The following is a 19049-nucleotide window of genomic DNA, read 5'->3' as shown; positions in this document are numbered from 1 at the left end:
GAAACTAAAAATTATATTTTTTCGTTTATCGAACTCTAAAGGCAGTAGTGAAATACAAGTTAAGATAAGCTAAAACCTCGTAAAGTAAATGAATATAAAGAAAAATTAACCCTCTGATATTTTTTATCGGACAACAATGATTAATATTATTATTTATAATTTTTTCCATATCAACAAATGGTCAAAATCTCAAAATATTAAAAGATTCTGTATTTGCTGAATCTAATTTTCTAGTAATAGAAGAATTAAAAATAAATATTAATAATGAAATAGTAAAAAACAAAATCTATCATATTACTCAAAACACTTATGATTTATTTGATAAACCGTTTGTACAAAAACCCGAGAAAAGGATCAAAATAAAGAAAGATACACTTACAAAACGTATTTTAGAAAACAGATTAAGAGAATCAAATTCAGGATTTGAGCATTACGAAATTTATTACGATAAAAATAAGATTATAAATCTATCAATAGCAATTCAAGCTTATGGTTCTCCTTGGGAAGCCAAACAATATTATTGTTTTGATTTGAATGATGGCAAGCGAATTGGATTAAATTTATTTGTAAATCAGCAAACACTTTTGAAAAAGATTAAAAGTAAATTAAAAGAACAGGATATTAAATTATCTTTGAAAATAAACGATTTGTTGAATTTTAAAATAATTAAAAATAAAGGAATTACTGGAATTGATTTTTCAATATTTGATACTGAAAATTATAGAAATAGCGGTTATGAAGAATATATAGTTCATTTTGATTGGAAAGATATAAAAAGTCATATTTTACCCTCTTTTAGTAAAAGATTAGAACTTAAATGATATCATTTTTAATAATTTAAATATGAAAAAATATATTTTGATTAATACACTTTTTTTGTCTGTGATATCTTATTCACAATCAAGTCATAATAAATATCGAATTTTAGATAGTTTAAAATATGTAAAAAATTTGCCTGATGAAAATTTTTATCCAAAAGGGGATAAAATAGTTGAAAAAATAATTAATATTGGTGATAATATAACTTGTCAACTGATTGAGAAAATTAAAGACACTACTACAACCCAAGTTACAAAGAAAAAAACTGTATTGTAGGTAAAGATATTAGAGAGTAATAAATAAAATATGCTAAAAGAATCAGACTTACACACTTTATGGGATACTACCGATACTATCTTAATAATCAGATTTCTTCAATTTACCAAAAGTTTCAAACTCAATAAATTTTGATTTAAATAAGTCTTTAGGTATTTTTTTCTGCAAAAGCAAATGAAAGTTTTCTTCGTGAGTGGACACAATTAATTGCCTATCAAGATTTACAATTATACTTCTAAACAAGTCTATAAATGATAATATATTTATACTGTCCATTGATTGAATTGGGTCATCAATAAAGATGCACTTAATTGGATTTCCCTCTTTATCATTAGCTTTTAATGCTCTTGCTAAAAATATGCTTAAACTCAAAATGTTAATTTGAGCTGTACTAAAATATAATGTTGGAATAGACTTGTTATCTTCTTTATCAATACTATTTATAAGTAATCTTGAATTATCTCCTTTAAAATCACAATTAAATTCAATTTTTACATAATCTGGATGAGGGTCTATTTTCTGATATATTTTATTTATCAAATCTGTATAGAAAAAGCCATCAATTGATTTTTTTATAAAGATTTGCAATTTATCTTTTTCAGCTTTCAGTTTGATTTGAAGTGATTTATTTATTTTTATAGAATTTTTAAGCGTTTCAATAGATTGTTTAGTTTCTTCCGATTTCAGAAATTTATAGGAATCTTCTTTTAAAGCTTCGATAATCTTATAATTTTCATAAATATTTGAAGCTTTTTGCTGTTTTTCTTTTTCAATATTTTTAATTTTCTCAAACTCTATATCAACTTGATTTTTATCTATGCTTACTAAATCAATTTTGAATTCTGTTTTAATATACTGCTCAAAATTTTGAATAATTTTTCTGATTAAAGTAATTGCATTTTCAACTTCTTCAACCTTTTTTATAGCTTCCTCTTTTGCTAAAGTATTTGTCAATAGTTTGGAGTTTAATTCACTTAAGACCTTTAAATTTTCTTCAATATCATTTTTAAGATTGTCAAGATATTCATTACTATTTTTAATCGTTTTTTCTAAAAGGATTAGGTTTATCTCATTCGTTTTAAGAGTATTAGAATAAAAACTTATAACTTCATTGTATTCTTTAACTGATTTTAGTTCAACTATACCTTTTAAAACAAGCTCTTTATTTGCATTGGCACTCTTTATTAAATTATGATGATCATTAATTGTTGTCTTATTCTGTAAGACCACATTATTTATTTCAGCGATTTCTTTTTCGGAAACAGTTACTTCTTTGCTTATTTTTTCTTCAAATTCTTTAGTGTTGATAGTATTTTCAAAAAAATAATTGATTTCTATAACCTCATTTTCGGATTTAATTAACTCCTGAATTTTTTCATCTTTTAATTCTGTAAGCTTAATTAATTCATTTTCATTTTTTAGTTTATCTTTCTCAAAAGGCTCAATCACTTTTTTTAAATATTCTTTTAGAATAGATTTGCTTTTAGAAATATCTTCTAAAGACTTATTTATTTCATTTTCTAACTTCAATTTACTCTCTAGACTTTCTTTTACTATTTTACCTAGTAATTTATTTTCAGTGATTTTACTAGAAAGTTCATTAAATGATTTGTAGGTATGATTACACAAAGGACAATCCGAACTATTATTTTTAGAAACAATTTCTAAACCTTTTGAAACAAAATCTTTTATTTCGTTGTTCAGCTCATTTTGTAAATTAATTTTTTCATTAATCGTTATGATTTCATCTTTTGCGAGATAAATTTTATTTTCAAGTGTAAGTATTGAAGCTATTAATTCTTTATTGTTTTTAAATTCTTCTAAATCAATCAAAATTTCAATATCAGTATCGATTTTATTGTTAAAATATTGGTTTTGATTTAGTTTAAGTTTAATACCTTCAATTAATCTTTCTTTTTCTGAAATAGATTCGTTTAAATCATTTATCTGTGGTGTTAACAGTTCATTACTTTTACTTAAACTAGCTAATTTTTCGCTCTGAAAAGGAATGTTTTTTAATATAGTTTGTTTGAAAATTAATTCCTTTTGTAATCGATCTAAATCAATAGCATTTTTTTGATTTATCTCATTAAATTCGTTTATTAGTTTTTCACTTTTTAGTTTTTCACTATCATAATTATTATAAATCTTATTTTTCTCATTTATTTCATTGTCAATGGTTAAATACGTTTTAAATTTTTCTTTGAATAATAAATATAATTTATTCAATTCTAATTCTTCGCTAATTTTTGTTTTTAGCTCATTGTCTTTTAATTCACAATTTTCCTTATTCTTAATTTTAGTAACTATATCATTTAGCTCATTCTTTACTTTTTCTAAATCAACAATTTTATTACGATTGTTAAAATAAGTAAAAACCCCTTTATTGTTATCATCAGTACTATCTGGAACTCCATTATAAATAATGTCAATATTTCCAATTCTCAATTTAATAGTTTCTATTTCAATAGTTAAACTGGTAATTTCTGAATTGATTTTATTTGTTAAATATGCATACTCATTTTCAGTAAATGTTTCTTTTTGAATTAACTTAATCTCTTGTTTTTCTTCAATTAGATTTGAAATAGCTTTATTAATTTCATCTAAAACTTTTTCATCTCCATCAAAATCTAAATTTAGTTGAGTTACTTCAATTTCAATTTTATCATCAGTTAATTTTTTTGTATCATTTTGATTTTCGTCAATTAGTTTTAAAATATTTTGTAATCTATTATTATAATCCTTTAATAAAGGAATATTCTCTATAAATTTTTTATATCTCTCATCTGCACTTTCCTCTTTTAGAAAATTATCTACCATTTCTTGAGATAATATTACATCTTTAAAAAATGCTTTATCTTTATCCCCTTTATAACTAAAATCATAAATTTTATTGGTAAGTTTTTTTGAAAAAGTATTTTCATTAGTAACAACATTTACATAACCAAATTCTGATTTACCTTTATGTTGTAAAAAAGAAGAATGAATTTTGTTATTTGAATTTCTATTTTCAACAGCAAGCTTTTTTAGTTCCGCAGAGTTTCTGACGAAACGTTGAATCTGTCCAGTAATACACCATTCAACCGCATCATAAAATGAAGTTTTCCCAAAACCATTAGGAGCATAAATAGAAATAAAATCGGCTGGTGTTTTATCTTCTCTTTCAAAATCAAACGTAGAATCGTTTACATCATCAAAAGCTCTAAATCCTGAAATTTCAACTTTTCTTATTTTCATTTCAGATAGTTTTTAATTTTTTTAGCAACAATTTACTATTATCATTATTTTTGGTTCGATTGTCTAAAATCTCTTTAGGTATGTCTTTCCATATATCTTGATTTACTGGAATATAAGTTAACTCTGGATTTACAACCGTTATTTCTAGCAATTCTTTTAAATCAGTATTTGTAATGTGTTTAATAATTAATTTTTCAATTACTTCATCAGTTAAAATTTCTTTTAAATTATCTTCAACTATTTTTCTACTTGAGAACTTATCGTTTTCTATCCTATTTTTAAGCCCCTTTTCCACATCATTTTTACATATATAAAGAATGTAAATATTCCATTTTTCAAATTCGTTTCCTTTGCCTATTAAGTTTCCTTGAAAAGCTGACGAAATTGTACTTGAAATGTCTATCCAAGATTTATTTAGAGTTCCTTCGTCTTCAAATAAAGATAAAAAAACAGATATTTTCCATTTATCATTTTCAATAACATACTGTATAATATTAACTCCTTCCAATATTGAAAGTATTGATTGCTGAATTTCTGCTTTATAATATTTCATCGAAGATTTCTTTTAATTTTGGTATAAGTTGATTTACATTAATGCCAGTGCAAGTATTTAATGCGATTTGATTTTTTTCTAACTCTTTTTCAAAAATATTAATGTGCATAAATTTAAATTGTTGTAATGGGTGAATTTCAGCATTATCTGTTTTAAAACTTTCTATCGAAAAAGCATTTGCTATATTAGTTATAATTTCTTTCCCTTCAATAATATTACAACTCGGATTTTTATTTGTACTTATAATCAAAATCCCTTTATCATTTAATCCATACAAATCTGTTTTGAAAATATCAGGCATTATCTTCATCCAGTCTTTTTGAGTTTCAGAATGAATCAATCTTATTTTATTAAAAATTTCTGAAACATCGTTTTTGTCAATTACTTTATTCTTAACTATTTGTAATACAATTAAATATTCAAGCCAGGAAGTCCAAAGTTTTTTACTTAAAATAGTAGCTTTGTTTTCATTGTTTACTAATAATTGATCCTTAAAAGACAAATTTAAAATGTCATTTGGCTTTAATTGAATTTCATCGACTTTTAATTTTAACTTATTCCTAATTGTTTCAACGTTCGTTTCACCAAAATATCCCTCTAAATTTAGAATTTCATCTTTTAAAAATTTAAAATTATTCATATATGGAGGCAGAAGTGGAGTCAATTTATCTTGGTATTCATCAATAATATCATTAAAATAGCCTATTGGTGTAAACTCAATACGCCCTAAAACTTCTTCGTTAGAAATGACCCTACTTTGAATGCCAGCTAATACAAGATAATCACCTTGAATTCTAACAATACCACCTCCAGAAGAACCAATAAGTTCAGCGTGGTTTTGATTTTTACTAATATCCGCTTCTCTTCTTTTGTTTTCTATTTCTGTTAATATTGTTACATCCAAATCAGCCCTAAACCATCCTGAATTTATTGATTGGTTTATTGGATTTCTTCTTATGGATGGATAACCATATAGACAATAATCCTTATAATCAATAGAAATATCTTCCTTTATAATTATTTTTTCAACATTATCAATTTTAGGAAGTTTAATAATTACAATATCAACACCATCCTCTGAATGTGGAAAATAATTTTCTCCTTTTTCAAGTTCAAAAAGAGGTGTTATAAGCTCATAAGCATTTGCAATAGCATTAAAGAAATAAATGGAAACGAGATTATTGTATGTATCAGAAGCAATGTCTTCAAAAATGTGTTTTGCAGTCAAAATATAGGAATAGTCAATATCCATTGGTTGAAAAATGACTCCACTTCCACCATTAATACAAACTATATATTTTTTAATATCGTCTTGGTTCATCTTTAAAATTCAAATTCATTTGTAATTGCAATTGGATTAAAGTTTGGATAATCTAATCTATCTTGTTCAGAAAATATCATTTCCATTCTCTCTTTATAATTAAAGTAAATATTACAATCCTCATTTTCTTTAATCAATCTAGATAATAATTGTTTGTTTGGATGCTGGTCTCCAGATCCATTAGTACTAACTATAAAACTTTTGGAATTAATATATTTTAAAAGATCAATACTCGTATTTCCTTTGCTTCCGTGATGTGATACTTTTACAAATTTTGCAACTAATTTATTCTCTTCGGAGTAATTAAATTTATTCAGTCCTTCTACAATAACTGATGGGTGCGAATCCCCAAGAAAAAGAAAATTATCATCTTCTTTTGATAATATAAAGGCAATGGAACTTCCATTTGGATATGCGTCATCTTCTGAAAATATATCGTTTTCCAAATGTTCTTTTATTGTTTTAGCATAATCGTTTGTCATTGGCTTTGATGCGGTATTTAAATTTGGCTCTTTAATTTTCCATTTTTTTAATAAGATTTCAAGTTTAGGCTTATTTGGAGATAAGATTTTAAAATCATAGCCAAATCTTTTAAGCTCGCTTCCTTGTAAAATAATATCAGAAAACAATATTCCTTTTTCGGTTATGTATTTACTAAAATCAATACCTTGATTTATACTAGTCAATGTTGTTTTATCTGGATTAATTAGATGTTCTAAATCCTTGTTTTCAGATTGTTTCAAAAATGTTGCAATTCCCGTTCCCGAATTAAACCAAACTTCCTTAATAAGTTTGAAAGCATTTTCATCATTATCAAACCATTTTATGATACCTCCAATATGGTCTTCGTCAATATGAGTTATTACAAGTAAATCAATAAATTCATTTTTGTTTCTAATTAAATCAATAATTGTTTTGAGCTCTCCAAATTCAGTCTTTCCTTTTGATCCTTTATCCGTTTTATATGTTTTTTTTATTCCGCCATCAATAAGGATGTTTCTATTTATTTCCTGATTATCTAAAAAAGTAAGAAGTATAGAATCTCCACTATTTGCTTTCAAAAATTTTATTATCATCATCTATATATTATTTTGAGTCTACGATTTTTATTTCCTCTTCACTCAACCCATACAACTCATAAACCATTTCATCAATAGCTTTATCTGTTGCATCAATTTTATTTTTAATTTCCAAAACTTTTTTTGCTTCTGCCAAAAAGAAATCTTCCCATTCATTTTCCTGCGAAAGCGAAAATTTTACCTTCTTTTTTGCCAGTTCTTTTATAAAATCTGGATAGGTCAACAAATACCAATCTTGCAGTTTTTTGGGTAAATCTGTTAACTCAAACTTGCGTAGTATGGTTCTTTGAAACTTTTGCGATTGTTCTTGTAGGTCTTGATTTAATGATAACATTAAATCTGCTTTTTGTATAAATGGAGTTTGATTTTCTTTTACTGAAATTTTTATTGGTAATTGCTTTAATTGATAACCTTTTATTTTTGGAAATAATTGTTTGCTATCAGAATAATTAGACAACCAATATTTTTTAATTAATCTTGAATTGAATATTGCTAAAACATATTTTAAAGAATAATTTTTATCAGTCAAATAAAGATTATACAAAGTATTTGAAGTTACAATGTTTGGTTCGCAAATTCCAATAATTGGGGTTTGTCCAATTTGTCTAACTACTATTCTTAATTTACTATAAACACCATAATCACCACCGCTTTTAATGTTTGTCGGAATGAAATTAAAATATTTGTTTGGATTTGATAATTCATATCGATTAATTTCAGCACCATCAATCATAGGTAAAAATTTATCATTTACTTTTAAATCTGAAATAGATGTTTTTCTATCATATGCCTGAATTCCAAAATACGAGTTTCCAATCTCTTCAAATTTTACACAATTGTCAAAATTTATTTTCAGTTCTCTTTTAATATTAAATATGTTTTCACTTTCATTTAACCAATCTTTTTGCTTTTTTGTGTCAAGTTTTTCTAAAATTCCTAATTTGGAATTAAAAATTTCTATCGTTTCATTTAATGTTTTTTCCTTATTTAAAACAATAGTTGCAACATCTACACTTGCATCAAAAAAAACAGCATCTTCATAATTTACTATTGTTTCAATATTGGTATTATTCAAAATATAATTTCTCATTTTTTGAATATATTTATTAGTCAAATATGTGTTTGGGGTTATAAAACCAAGTTTTCCTTTTACTTTTAAATGTTTAATTGATGCTTCAAAAAACAAATGAAACAAATCAATTTTATAACTTGCTACTTCAAAACTTTTGTAAAGTTCTAGTGTTTTTTCATCTGTATTTGAGGGTTGACATAAAACATAAGGCGGATTTCCAATTATCACATCAAAACCACCTTTTTCGAATATTTGAGGAAATTCATTTTGCCAATGAAACGCTTTATCCCCTGCAATAGCAACATCGTCAATGAGTGAGTTTCCACATTTAATATTGTTGTTGAGATCGTTTAATTTTCTATTAGGTTGTGCGGTACGCAACCACAAAGAGAGTTTAGCAATTTCTACACTTTCTTCATTTAAATCTACTCCGTAAAGGTTATTTTCAAGAATGGTTTTTTCTACATCACTTAAAACAAGCGCATCACCAAAAAGTTTGGCTTGCAGTTCGTCAATATATTTGTGTTCTGCAATTAAAAAATCCAATGCTTGGTTTAAAAATGCCCCAGAACCACAAGCAGGATCGCAAATCGTAATTTCCAGTAACCAGTTTCTATAAGTAGTTAATTTTTCTAAAAGTGGAATCTTAGTAGTTTTGGTTCGTTTTTTATCAGTAAAATAGTCTTCTTCAATAATATTTATTTCGGCTTTTTTATCTGTACAAAGTTTGCCAACAGTATTGTCAACAATATATTTTGTAATGTATTTAGGTGTGTAGAAAACACCATCTTTTTTTCTTTTGGTGCTTTGTTTGTTAATAATTCCGCCTTCCAATTGTGCTTTTATTTCGTCCAGTTCATTCAATGAATTTTCAAAAATATGACCCAGAATATTTACATCAACTTCACTTTGAAAATTGTATTCCGATAATTTGAAAGTGTGTTTGAACAACAATTCATCATCGATTTTAATACTATCCAGAATGCTATCGGGTTTAAAAAGTCCACCGTTGTAAGCAAAAACATCATATCGTTTGCCTTTGAAACCTGTGTTTAAATATTCAAAATATTTTTTGAATCGGTTGTACAAAGGTATTTGTTCGTCTCGTTCTTGTAAATCTCGCCAGTCATTCAAAATTAATCGCACAGAATTTGGTGGCAACAATTGTCTGTCTTCGGCAAAGAATAAAAACAAAAATCTATCTAAGAGTTTCTGAGATTTCTTAAATAAAGTTAAAGCATCAAAACTAGGATTTTGAATAACCAAATCTTGGTGCAATTCTCTTTTAAACAACGAATAATCGGAATATAATTTTTTGGTAATGTCTTTTTCTTGGCTTAAAGAGTGTTCTTTAAGTTTCCTGGGAAGATCATTGGTAATGTTTTCGGATGCCAAACATAAATATAGCAATTCAAATTCTTTTTCGGTAAGAGTGAAAAGGTTAAACTCTATATTTTCGGTAGCATTGTCAATATAAAAACGCAATTTTTCAAAGTTTGAAGTAATGACATATACACAATCTGGTTGGTTGTTTTTATATCCAAAAGCTTGAACTTCGATTTTGTTTAAATCTGTAGTGTTCGTACCTTTTAATTCAATAACAGCTTTGACCTTGTCGTTAATTATTATAGCACCATCGGCTTTTTTGCTGTCCTTGACATTTTTATATTCGGTAGTAAGATTAAAATTTGGCGTTGGGTTTTTGGTATATCCCAAAACATTTACAAACAAATCAATCAAGAATTCGCCTTGGTACTGCTCCTCTTTACTAGAACGAATATTGTCTTGAATGGCAGGATTTTGAAAATGATTTTTAAAGACATTCCACTGCGCAACCAGTTTGATTTTATCTTGATTTTGAAATTGTTTTGTAACTACCGAATTTTGAAATAATGGCATAAAATAAAGCTTTGTTTATGGCTTACAATATAGGTAAATTGTGAATGGTTTTGCTGTTGATGTGAAACTAAAAACCAAGTAAATTTCAAGATTATTTGATTTTATTTTTATATATTATGATATTATTTTATAAATTGTTTTCAATTATGCGTTAAAGTAACGTTAGTTTAACGGTAAATTGGTTGTATTATAAAATTTGGTCATTTCTCTTTCTATACTTTAAGTAATCAATGAAACTTTTGTTAAGTCTGTATATACAAACAAAAAGAGATGCTTAAAGCATCTCTTTTTAAGAATATAATAAATCTCATACAAAGAAGCAACACCAGTATTTTAATTTATTATTTCCTAAAATCCCATTTGAATAAACATTAATCGTAAATTGTTTTTAAATGGCTGTAAAACTATTTTGGTTTGGTTGGTTATAATACAAATTTAAAACAATTCTGAAGAATTATTTTACGGTTTTCCCGCGTATTTTGTTAAACTTTTAGAATGCACTCAATAAATATAAATTTTGTTGAAAATCTGAATGAATTGGCTTAAAATTGGTTTATAAAATCTTATTTTTAAATACTACAAATTCTTTGGCTTTTTGCCAGTTTCCAAAATAGGTATTAAAAGTATCTCTTGAATATTTCCCTCCCATTAATTTATAATCTTTAAATGTGAAATTTTTAATGGATTTTATTTTATTTATGGATTCCAATTCCTGCAACAATAGTTTTTCTGAGGTATGAAAACTCCTTCCATGTTCAGCACTATTATAGCTTTTGTTTTCTATGCAAAACTTTTCAATACACAATGTCCAAGTAGAGAATTCTTTTTCAAAAACTCTCATTTTAATGGTAGCATTTTCCCGAAATTCAATGTAACTAGGTCGCCTGCCAAATTTCTCCCAAACCTTTTTAACCTCACTAAATAATTGTTCTTGAGTATAAACTACTTTTTTATTATGAAGTTTAAACTTCTCGATTAATAAAGCTTCCCAATTTTGACTTTTAAATAATTCTGTAATTTCTTTTCTAGGGTATCTACCTTTTTTTTGTTTGTACATCGTATAATTAAAATACTGGTCTTGGTTGCTGGCTTTGATACGATGCAAGTCAGCTATTATTTGTTTGCGTTTTTGGTCGGGGTTTAAAGGTTTATAGCTATAATTTATTCCAGCTATATTTAAAGCATTTCCCCAACCTCCCAAATATCTCTGAATTATGCCGAATTTTATTTTGGAATGTGAACTGAAATTTTTAAAGGTCATTCTAGTATTTTCAAAATGCTGAAAATACACCTTTCTGAGTTCCACAACAATTGATTCTTTTTGATAAGTTGTATATTTAAGAATCATATTTAGTTCAGCTTGATTTATCGCCTTTTCCCAGCTTCCATAATGCCTAACTATCTTATTATAATTTACTTTAGCATGTAAAAGGAATTTACCAAGGGTCATAAAACTGTTTTCAAAGAATTCAAAATAAACTCGTTTGATTTCTGCTATAATCGCTTTTTCATCATGGAGAGTATATTTTGGAATCACTCCTATTCCTGCCTGTTTTAAAGCATTCTCCCAGCCTCCAAAATACCTACTTATCATGTAATAGCTTATTTTAGAATGTAAACGGAAATTTTCAAGAGTCATTCGATTATTTTCATAGTACTCAAAATAAACCCGTCTGAGTTCTGCTATAGTCACATCTTGAGGACTATAAATTCCAGAAAGTTGTAAGGTAATTTTCCATGTTTTCAAATATTTTCTGATATGATTGAAATTAATGCTCGAATGTTGGTTGAACATTTTGACTGTCATTTTACCTTTTTTAAAGTGTTCAAAATAAACCTTTCTCACTTCGGCTACAGCAGCATCTGAATCTAATGTTTCTTTTTTTTTAATGTACATTTTCGTTTACTCTATTATGCAAATTAACTGATAGATTTTAAAAAACAAAATTACTTTTTATTTGTAAGTAGCATTACAAATATAGGAAACAATAAATAGTGATTGAATAATAAAGTTTGGTAGAAATATTCCTTGTAAAATCTCATGAAGTAATTAGGTTTAAATATTTATAGCTATGCCAAAATTCATTTAATCGTTAATGTAACGTTACCTTAATTATTCATCTTAATGGATTTATATATAATAAAGCCAATGCCATATTTTCAAATGTTGTATTGCCGAAAATTTTATTATCAAAAACCAGTTCCACACAAAAAATATAGTTTACCCATTTGCGTTTTCGCTACTTTGAGCAAGAGCAATTAAACTTTTTTTAACGCTCCCAAATGCTTTACGATAATGTAAATAAGGGTATTTTCCTAAATTTTCAATTTCATAAGAAAATGGGTTTCTGCCTAATGTTGCTATAATTTTTTGTAATTCATCTAATAAAAATTGACTTTCAGTCCATATAATTGTAATATTTGCAGATTCTAATCCTACAAGATGGAGTGTGTTTTTCCAACTGCCAAAGTATTTTATGAAACTGGCTTTTGAATATTTTCCTCCCAATAATTTATAATCGCTAAACCTCAAAATTTGTTTTTTGTGTATTTTTTTTACAACTTTTATGTCTTCTAATAACCAATCTTTTGATATAACAAATTTTCTTCCACCTTCATATTTTATAAAGGCTTTATTCTTTAAATAAAACTTATTAACACATAAAACCCAAGTCATATACTTTTTAATGTAGAAAGATGAATTAATAGTTGCGTTTAATTTAAATTCATTATACGAAGGTCGTTTGCCTAGTTTTTCCCAAACTCTTTTCATTTCATTAAACAATTCTTTTTCAGCATAATATATTTTATTACTTATAATGTTATATTTTATTTGTCGAGTTACATACATAAAAAACAATTATATTTACAGTAAAATATAGTAGATGGAAGCAATATTTAGGGGGGAGAATATTTTAGAGTTCATAAAAGCCTTTCCAGATGACAATAAATGTAGAGAAGTTATAGCAAATGAGAAGTGGAAAAACGGTTATAAATGTAAACGTTGTTTAAATACAAAATTCATTCAATTCGAAAAGCATTTTACAAGAGAATGTACTAAATGTAGATATAAGGAAAGTGCAACTTGCGGCACACTTTTTCATAAAGTAAAGTTTGGAATACAAAAAGCATTTTGTATTGTTTTTGAGATGAGTTGCACCACAAAGGGATTGTCATCAACCCAAACAGCAAAACGATATGGCATTACTCAAAAGACATCTTGGATGTTTATGCAAAAAGTTAAATTAGCAATGAAATCCTCTGAAAATCACCCGATGAAAGGTAATGTTCAAGTAGATGAATTTGTTGTAGGTGGAAAAGAAACAGGGAAACAAGGAAGAAGTTTTGATAGTAAAAAGAGCAAAGTTGCTTGTGCCATTGAGTTAACAGACGATGGAAAAATTAAAAGAGGTTACGCAAATGTAATCAATGATTTTTCTGCAAAATCAATCAAGCCTTTGTTTGATACTCATATTGATAGAGAAGCAAAAATTAAAACAGACAAATGGACAGCTTATAAAATCATCGCAAAAGATTATAACATAGTTCAAGAAAAAAGTATTCCTGGAAAAAATTTCAAAGAAATGCACGTTGTAATTCAACAAATAAAATCGGCATTAAGAACGATACAAACACACGTCAGAAAAGAACATCTACAAAAATATTTAGACGAATATTTTTATAGATTAAATCGTTCGATTTATAAAGAAACAATATTCGACAATCTATTCAAAAGATTGGTAAGCCATAAACACTATGGTTGGAATCAAATAGTAGTAATTAAGTAAGTAACTCGATTTATTTTTTTATAAATTTCCAACTCTTGGTTTATAAATTCTTCCCATTTTACGTAATTAAATAAATTCATAATTTCATTAAAGTCGTATCTCCCTTTATTGTCTTTATAGGTACTGTAATTAAAAAAAACACCCTCTTTTAAGTCGTTAATTTTATGCAAGTCATCTAATATTTGTTGCCTTTTTTCATCTTTAGTTATCAATTTTGGATAAAAGTACACATTTGCTTCTTTCAATGCATTGTTCCAAGTTTTAAAATATTTATTCAATTTACCTTTAGAAATGCTGGAATGTTGAAGAAATTGTTTTAGAGTCATTTTACTATTTTCATAATGCGCAAAGTAAACCCGTTTGATTTCAGTTATAATTTCATCGATATAAATGTTTGTCAAATCAGGGTTATAATATACACCAGCTTGCTTCAAAGCATTTTCCCAAGTACCAAAATATTTAGATATTTTTTTTAAATAAAAAGAGGAATATGGTCTAAATTTCACAAATGTCATATAACTATTTTCAAAATGCTCAAAATAAACTTGTCTGATTTTTGCTATAATTGTATTAGTATGAATCGCTGTCAAATCAGGGGCGTAATTTATTCCAGATTTATTCAAAGCGTTTTTCCAAGTGCCAAAATATTTAATAATTTTTTTTAAAGGAAGTGTTGAATGTTGTTTGAAATTTTTATAGATTATTTGTTCGTTTTCAAAATGCTCAAAATAAACCCGTTTGATTTCTAAAATGATTTCGTTGGCATAAAAAGTTGTCAAATCTGCCGAATTTACTCCCGCTTTACTAACAGCATTATCCCAAGAATCAAGATGTTTATATATAAAATAATCTGATATTGCAGAATATTGTCTGAATTTAGCGTATGACATATATGAATTTTCAAAATGCTCAAAGTAAACACGTTGAAGTTCTTTTATAATTTCTTCTTTAGTTACCAATGATGGTTTTTTATATACCGTTTCTTGAATTGTTTCAGCCATTTATATTGGACAAATAAAGTTTAGAAATATTTAAATATTTTATATTGCGATAAAACCACAAAGATACAAAACCAACCATAGTGTTACAAAACCTTAATCAAAAAATAATACAAAAATGGTATGTTGCCAAATAAAAAAACCAGTTCTACAAATATCGTGGAATTGGTTATTTTATTCACTTGGCTTGTATTTAGACTACCTATAAACCATCATTTTATATAAAGTAGTATGATATTGTTTTTGCATTAGTTTTTAAATAAATTGAAAATTAAGTTCCTTATTGCTTAGTATTCCAATGCAAAAACCAATTCCAAACCTAACATTTACGGATATACATAGTACTTTTTTGTTAGTTGGAACAATTCACTTTCAAAACTTTCATTGGTTTTAAGGGTTGTCATAATCGACATGATAAATAAAAGTGCCTTATCATCTATGGTCAGGATGAATTTTGAAAACCTATTTTTCACTTCACTACCATAATTTAGATTTGCAGGCGCATTCAATCGATTTTGTGATACTTGTTTAAAACAATCGATTATATCAGGCAAGTTGACCACAATAGCACCCAATAGCGACTTTGCAAAGGTAGCATTGGAATGCTTTTTATCTGCTTCATACGCTTTCTTATAAAAATCTTCACGGGTTTGAAAGTTTTGCTGTTCCATTCTATGATTTTCTGCTTTGAGTGTCCTATTTTCTGTTTTTAATTGCTTTACATCATATTCCAGTCCAGCAATGAAGCCAATCAATGATAAGTCTGATGTCATATTGTTTGATTAATGACATGGCTTCATTGCCATAGGAACCTCATTTTCAATTTTTAGCGGAACTGTTTCAATTGACCTTTGACGGGTCACATTATCATTGTTACTTGCTTTTAAATCCAAATGGAGTTTTACCGATAACGATATGGTCTGTTTGATTTTTTTCTTACAATTCTTTGTATATACTATAATATCCAAATTGACGCTTCCCTTGCTCTTTAAATGTGCAAAGAATTTTTCGCCCGATTCAAAAGTTCTTAAAATAGCAGTAGCTGGATATGATGTGTACAAATACTTGTTTTTATTCCTATCAAACACCGTTATATAGTAATATTTCAGCGTGTTGATGTTTTGAATCACGGCATTTAGTTGGTTTTCCATAGTGGTGTTTTTTATTTTTTTTAATTGAACTTAGACGTTTTAACGCTTAATAATTTTAACTTTTTTAGTATGCAAAACTGGTTTTATTGCATCAGGGAATTTTGTTCCTGTCTTTTGATTTCCTTATTTCAAAGTCAAATCAATATTATTTTGGCAATGGATATTTTTCTAATAGTTCAAATAAATTTTTACAAAATTCACTATGTATCACAGAGGCATTCACTACATGGATTAAAGTGGATAAGGTATCGTCATCTAATTTTTTGATACTCTCTGCAAAATTCTTTTTTATTTCACTGTCATACTCTTCCTTTTTTGCTCCATTAAGTCCATCAGCCGTTGGCATAGGGCTTATGTAACTCATAATAGTAGGCAAGCTTCCTGCCAGTTGACCTATCAGCGCATGGGTACTGTTTTTCTTGTCTTTTTCTTTCTCATAATCGTATTTGGCTTTTAGGATTTCTTCACGATAATTTTCGTTTTTCTCCTTTAGACTTCGATTGTCTGCTCGAAGTTCCGAGTTTTCAATCGTTAGTCTCTCGGCATCTTGTTTTTTAACCATCAGTTCCATGACTTGTGGTGCGCCCAATCCGAAACTATCTAAAAAATGGGTAGGTTTTGGTTGCATTGGCACGGCATCAATAGCGGTTGATGGAATCAGTTCCAATGGGGTTGCGGTGTTTTCATCGTGGGCTTTTTCTGTTTTCATAGTGTCATTAAAGTTAATGGTTAAGGGTTCGGCAACTTTCATTTTTCCAGTTCCACGTCTCAAATGCGATTTGATACACAAAAAATGATGTCCTTTGGTCTTTAAGCTTTCAAAAAAGTTTTCGCCTGTTTGGTAGGCTTCTAAAATTTGGGGCGCAGGATAATATTTGTATAAATATTCTCCCTGATTTAAATCGTACACCGATAGCAAAAAACGCTCTTTGGTATTGATGTTATCGATAATGGCATTCAATCTGTTTTCCATAATATGATTTTTTTAAATTTTCTATGGTACAAAGTAAATGGAACTGGTTTTTAGGATTCGTCTTACTTGATCCTAACTGCTCTTAAATCGCCCTAATTGATACCAAATGAGTTTAAATGTAGTTTAGGCAAGTAAAAATTATACACTTTTTTATAATTTTAAGGAATTTGGTTGCCTTATTTTATGGAATATTGTTCCTGTATGGCAGTTCCAGTATTGGAATTTAAATTAAATGATATACATAATTTCAAACCCATAGCAACAGAAGTTATAATTCTATATTCCAATATCGGAATTTCATTCCACGTTTATAATAACTGCTAATGATATGTTGATTTACAACAAAAAAACTAGGAATTACATTTAGTATTTTACAGTTCCAATATTGGAATTGCATTCCTTAGTAAAGTTTTAATCAATGATATGGTTATTTATTAAAAATCCAATAGGGAACTAAATTCGATATTTTACAGTTCCAATATGAAATCCGATTCCGCTTTTATAACAACTGCTAATAAGATGCTGGTTTGCTTCAAATTGAATTAGGAACTACTTTTGGTATTTTACAGTTCCAAATGTAGACTTGCATTCCTTGCTAGAAAATCAATCAATGATGTGATTATATTCTTGTCAATACACATCGGAACTAAATTCAAAATCAGCAGTTCCAATATTGGAATTCCATTCCAATTTTACAACTATTGGTATTATTTGTTGATTTACTATAAAACCAACAGGGAACTAATTTTGATATTTTACAGTTCCAACATTTGAATTTAATTCCACTCTTAACACATTGGGCAATTATATGATGGTTTACTGTAAAAAGAACAAGGAACTATAATTGATATTTTACAGTTCCAGTATTGTAATATTATACCAAGGTTAACATTAATAGAATATAACAAATGGTTTTTACCTCAACCTAAAGAGGAACTGGTTTTGCAGTATATAATACTTATTGAGGAACTTAATTTATTTATTACAAATAATATTGTTTAACCATATAGGAAATTGATGAAACAAAAAAAGCCGTCATTACGACAGCTTTTGTAAATTTAATTAAAAGGGTATGCTATATTTTTTTATTTCAATGTGTAAATATTATTTCAAAAATGAATAAAAGTACCAATACCATTTGCGCTTCTAAAAACAACACACAAACAATGTCAAGCGTACTGATAGTGCGCCATTGTGCCACAAAAAAGCATTGCCAAATACAAAAGAAAACCAAACCAAGATAAAAGTGCAAAATAATATGTTTAAACTTCATAAATAGGGGATTTATTTGTCAAAAATAGTTTTTTGATTCTCTAGTTCAAAATCAGGCTCGTAGTTTTCAGGAAAACCAAAACTTTTAATCCACTCAATCCAAACAGGCTTTGGGACTTCTCGAGTACTCACGTGCATTTGGGAGCGGGTTTTAAAATCTTCAATGAGGGCGTTTAAATTAATTTTCATTGTATTGTTGCTGAATTGTTTGCCGTACATTTCATATATTTTACCCTTTTTAGGAAGTTTAGGCAATTCTTTCAATTTTCTTGCTGGAGTGTTGTTTTCCATAATTTTGATTTTTTTAAATTGATGAAGTATTGATTTTTGATTAATGATTTTGATTTTAGTCTGCATTCAAAGGTTGCACCGCTTCTAAAACCTGATTCCTTTTGTAATAAACCCGATTCCCCAAACCCAAACTTTTTAGTTTGCCCGATTTGGTATGTTTCCACAACGTTGTTTTATTGATGGACAATAGTTTGCAAACTTCCTCTCTTGTTAAGAGGTCGTTTTCGGGTTCTAGGTTGGGTTTCGATGGAAATTGTAAAAGTGGAATTAGTGCTTCGGCTAACTGTTCGAGTGTAATGCCGTGTAATAAAATTTGATTC

At 27.4% G+C, this 19049-nt stretch carries 16 protein-coding genes; 3 read left to right on the top strand and 13 right to left on the bottom strand.

The window, feature by feature from the left end; translation table 11 throughout:
- The first annotated feature begins 584 nt into the window (after positions 1-584).
- Positions 585-821 carry a hypothetical protein gene (locus tag RMN92_RS01885; RefSeq protein ID WP_309607767.1) on the top strand — a complete coding sequence of 79 codons (237 nt, stop codon included), beginning with the start codon at positions 585-587 and terminating at the stop codon, positions 819-821.
- 22 nt (positions 822-843) lie between these two features.
- A complete protein-coding gene (locus RMN92_RS01880) occupies positions 844-1095 on the top strand; it encodes a hypothetical protein (RefSeq protein ID WP_309607766.1) in 252 nt (83 codons plus the stop codon).
- A gap of 81 nt (positions 1096-1176) precedes the next feature.
- Here RMN92_RS01880 and RMN92_RS01875 read toward each other — a convergent pair whose 3' ends face one another.
- The 7 genes from RMN92_RS01875 to RMN92_RS01845 form a co-directional block, all read right to left on the bottom strand.
- Positions 1177-4332, bottom strand: a complete 3156-nt coding sequence (locus tag RMN92_RS01875; RefSeq protein ID WP_309607765.1) for an AAA family ATPase — start codon at positions 4330-4332, stop codon at positions 1177-1179.
- Position 4333: 1 nt separating this feature from the next.
- Complete coding sequence (locus tag RMN92_RS01870) at positions 4334-4885, bottom strand: ABC-three component system middle component 1 (RefSeq protein ID WP_309607764.1); 552 nt, start codon at positions 4883-4885, stop codon at positions 4334-4336.
- Positions 4872-6206: an ABC-three component system protein gene (locus RMN92_RS01865; RefSeq protein ID WP_309607763.1), complete on the bottom strand. Its 1335-nt coding sequence runs from the start codon at positions 6204-6206 to the stop codon at positions 4872-4874. The genes RMN92_RS01870 and RMN92_RS01865 overlap by 14 nt, the downstream gene beginning before the upstream one ends.
- Positions 6207-6208: 2 nt before the next feature.
- A complete protein-coding gene (locus RMN92_RS01860) occupies positions 6209-7285 on the bottom strand; it encodes a Zn-dependent hydrolase (RefSeq protein WP_309607762.1) in 1077 nt (358 codons plus the stop codon).
- 7 nt (positions 7286-7292) lie between these two features.
- The gene (locus tag RMN92_RS01855; protein WP_309607761.1) at positions 7293-10256 is read right to left on the bottom strand and encodes an Eco57I restriction-modification methylase domain-containing protein; all 2964 of its coding nucleotides are present in this window, start codon (positions 10254-10256) and stop codon (positions 7293-7295) included.
- A gap of 553 nt (positions 10257-10809) precedes the next feature.
- Positions 10810-12153, bottom strand: coding sequence for a homing endonuclease associated repeat-containing protein (locus RMN92_RS01850; RefSeq protein WP_309607760.1), 1344 nt, complete (start codon positions 12151-12153; stop codon positions 10810-10812).
- 324 nt (positions 12154-12477) lie between these two features.
- Complete coding sequence (locus RMN92_RS01845; RefSeq protein ID WP_309607759.1) at positions 12478-12933, bottom strand: homing endonuclease associated repeat-containing protein; 456 nt, start codon at positions 12931-12933, stop codon at positions 12478-12480.
- A 208-nt stretch (positions 12934-13141) separates the two neighbouring features.
- On the opposite strand from RMN92_RS01845, the gene RMN92_RS01840 reads away from it, so the two are divergent.
- The gene (locus RMN92_RS01840) at positions 13142-14044 is read left to right on the top strand and encodes an IS1595 family transposase (RefSeq protein WP_309607758.1); all 903 of its coding nucleotides are present in this window, start codon (positions 13142-13144) and stop codon (positions 14042-14044) included.
- Here the strand turns inward: RMN92_RS01840 and RMN92_RS01835 are convergent.
- The 6 genes from RMN92_RS01835 to RMN92_RS01810 all read right to left on the bottom strand — a co-directional run.
- On the bottom strand, positions 14023-15045 hold the full coding sequence (locus tag RMN92_RS01835; RefSeq protein WP_309607757.1) for a hypothetical protein: 1023 nt from the start codon (positions 15043-15045) through the stop codon (positions 14023-14025). The genes RMN92_RS01840 and RMN92_RS01835 overlap by 22 nt on opposite strands.
- 323 nt (positions 15046-15368) lie before the next feature.
- Positions 15369-15815 (bottom strand): hypothetical protein, encoded by a 447-nt coding sequence (locus RMN92_RS01830; RefSeq protein ID WP_309607756.1) that lies wholly within the window; start codon positions 15813-15815, stop codon positions 15369-15371.
- A 9-nt stretch (positions 15816-15824) separates the two neighbouring features.
- Entirely contained in the window at positions 15825-16193 is a 369-nt protein-coding gene (locus RMN92_RS01825) for a hypothetical protein (protein WP_309607755.1), read from the bottom strand.
- Positions 16194-16338: 145 nt separating this feature from the next.
- Positions 16339-17166: a hypothetical protein gene (locus RMN92_RS01820; protein WP_309607754.1), complete on the bottom strand. Its 828-nt coding sequence runs from the start codon at positions 17164-17166 to the stop codon at positions 16339-16341.
- Positions 17167-18450: 1284 nt separating this feature from the next.
- On the bottom strand, positions 18451-18729 hold the full coding sequence (locus RMN92_RS01815) for a hypothetical protein (RefSeq protein WP_309607753.1): 279 nt from the start codon (positions 18727-18729) through the stop codon (positions 18451-18453).
- A gap of 55 nt (positions 18730-18784) precedes the next feature.
- On the bottom strand, positions 18785-19049 hold a 265-nt coding region (locus RMN92_RS01810), incomplete at its 5' end, for a helix-turn-helix domain-containing protein (protein ID WP_309607752.1).

It is taken from the genome of Flavobacterium sp. (assembly GCF_031363805.1).
Taxonomy (GTDB): Bacteria; Bacteroidota; Bacteroidia; order Flavobacteriales; family Flavobacteriaceae; genus Flavobacterium.
This window is presented reverse-complemented; position numbering and strand designations above follow the sequence as displayed.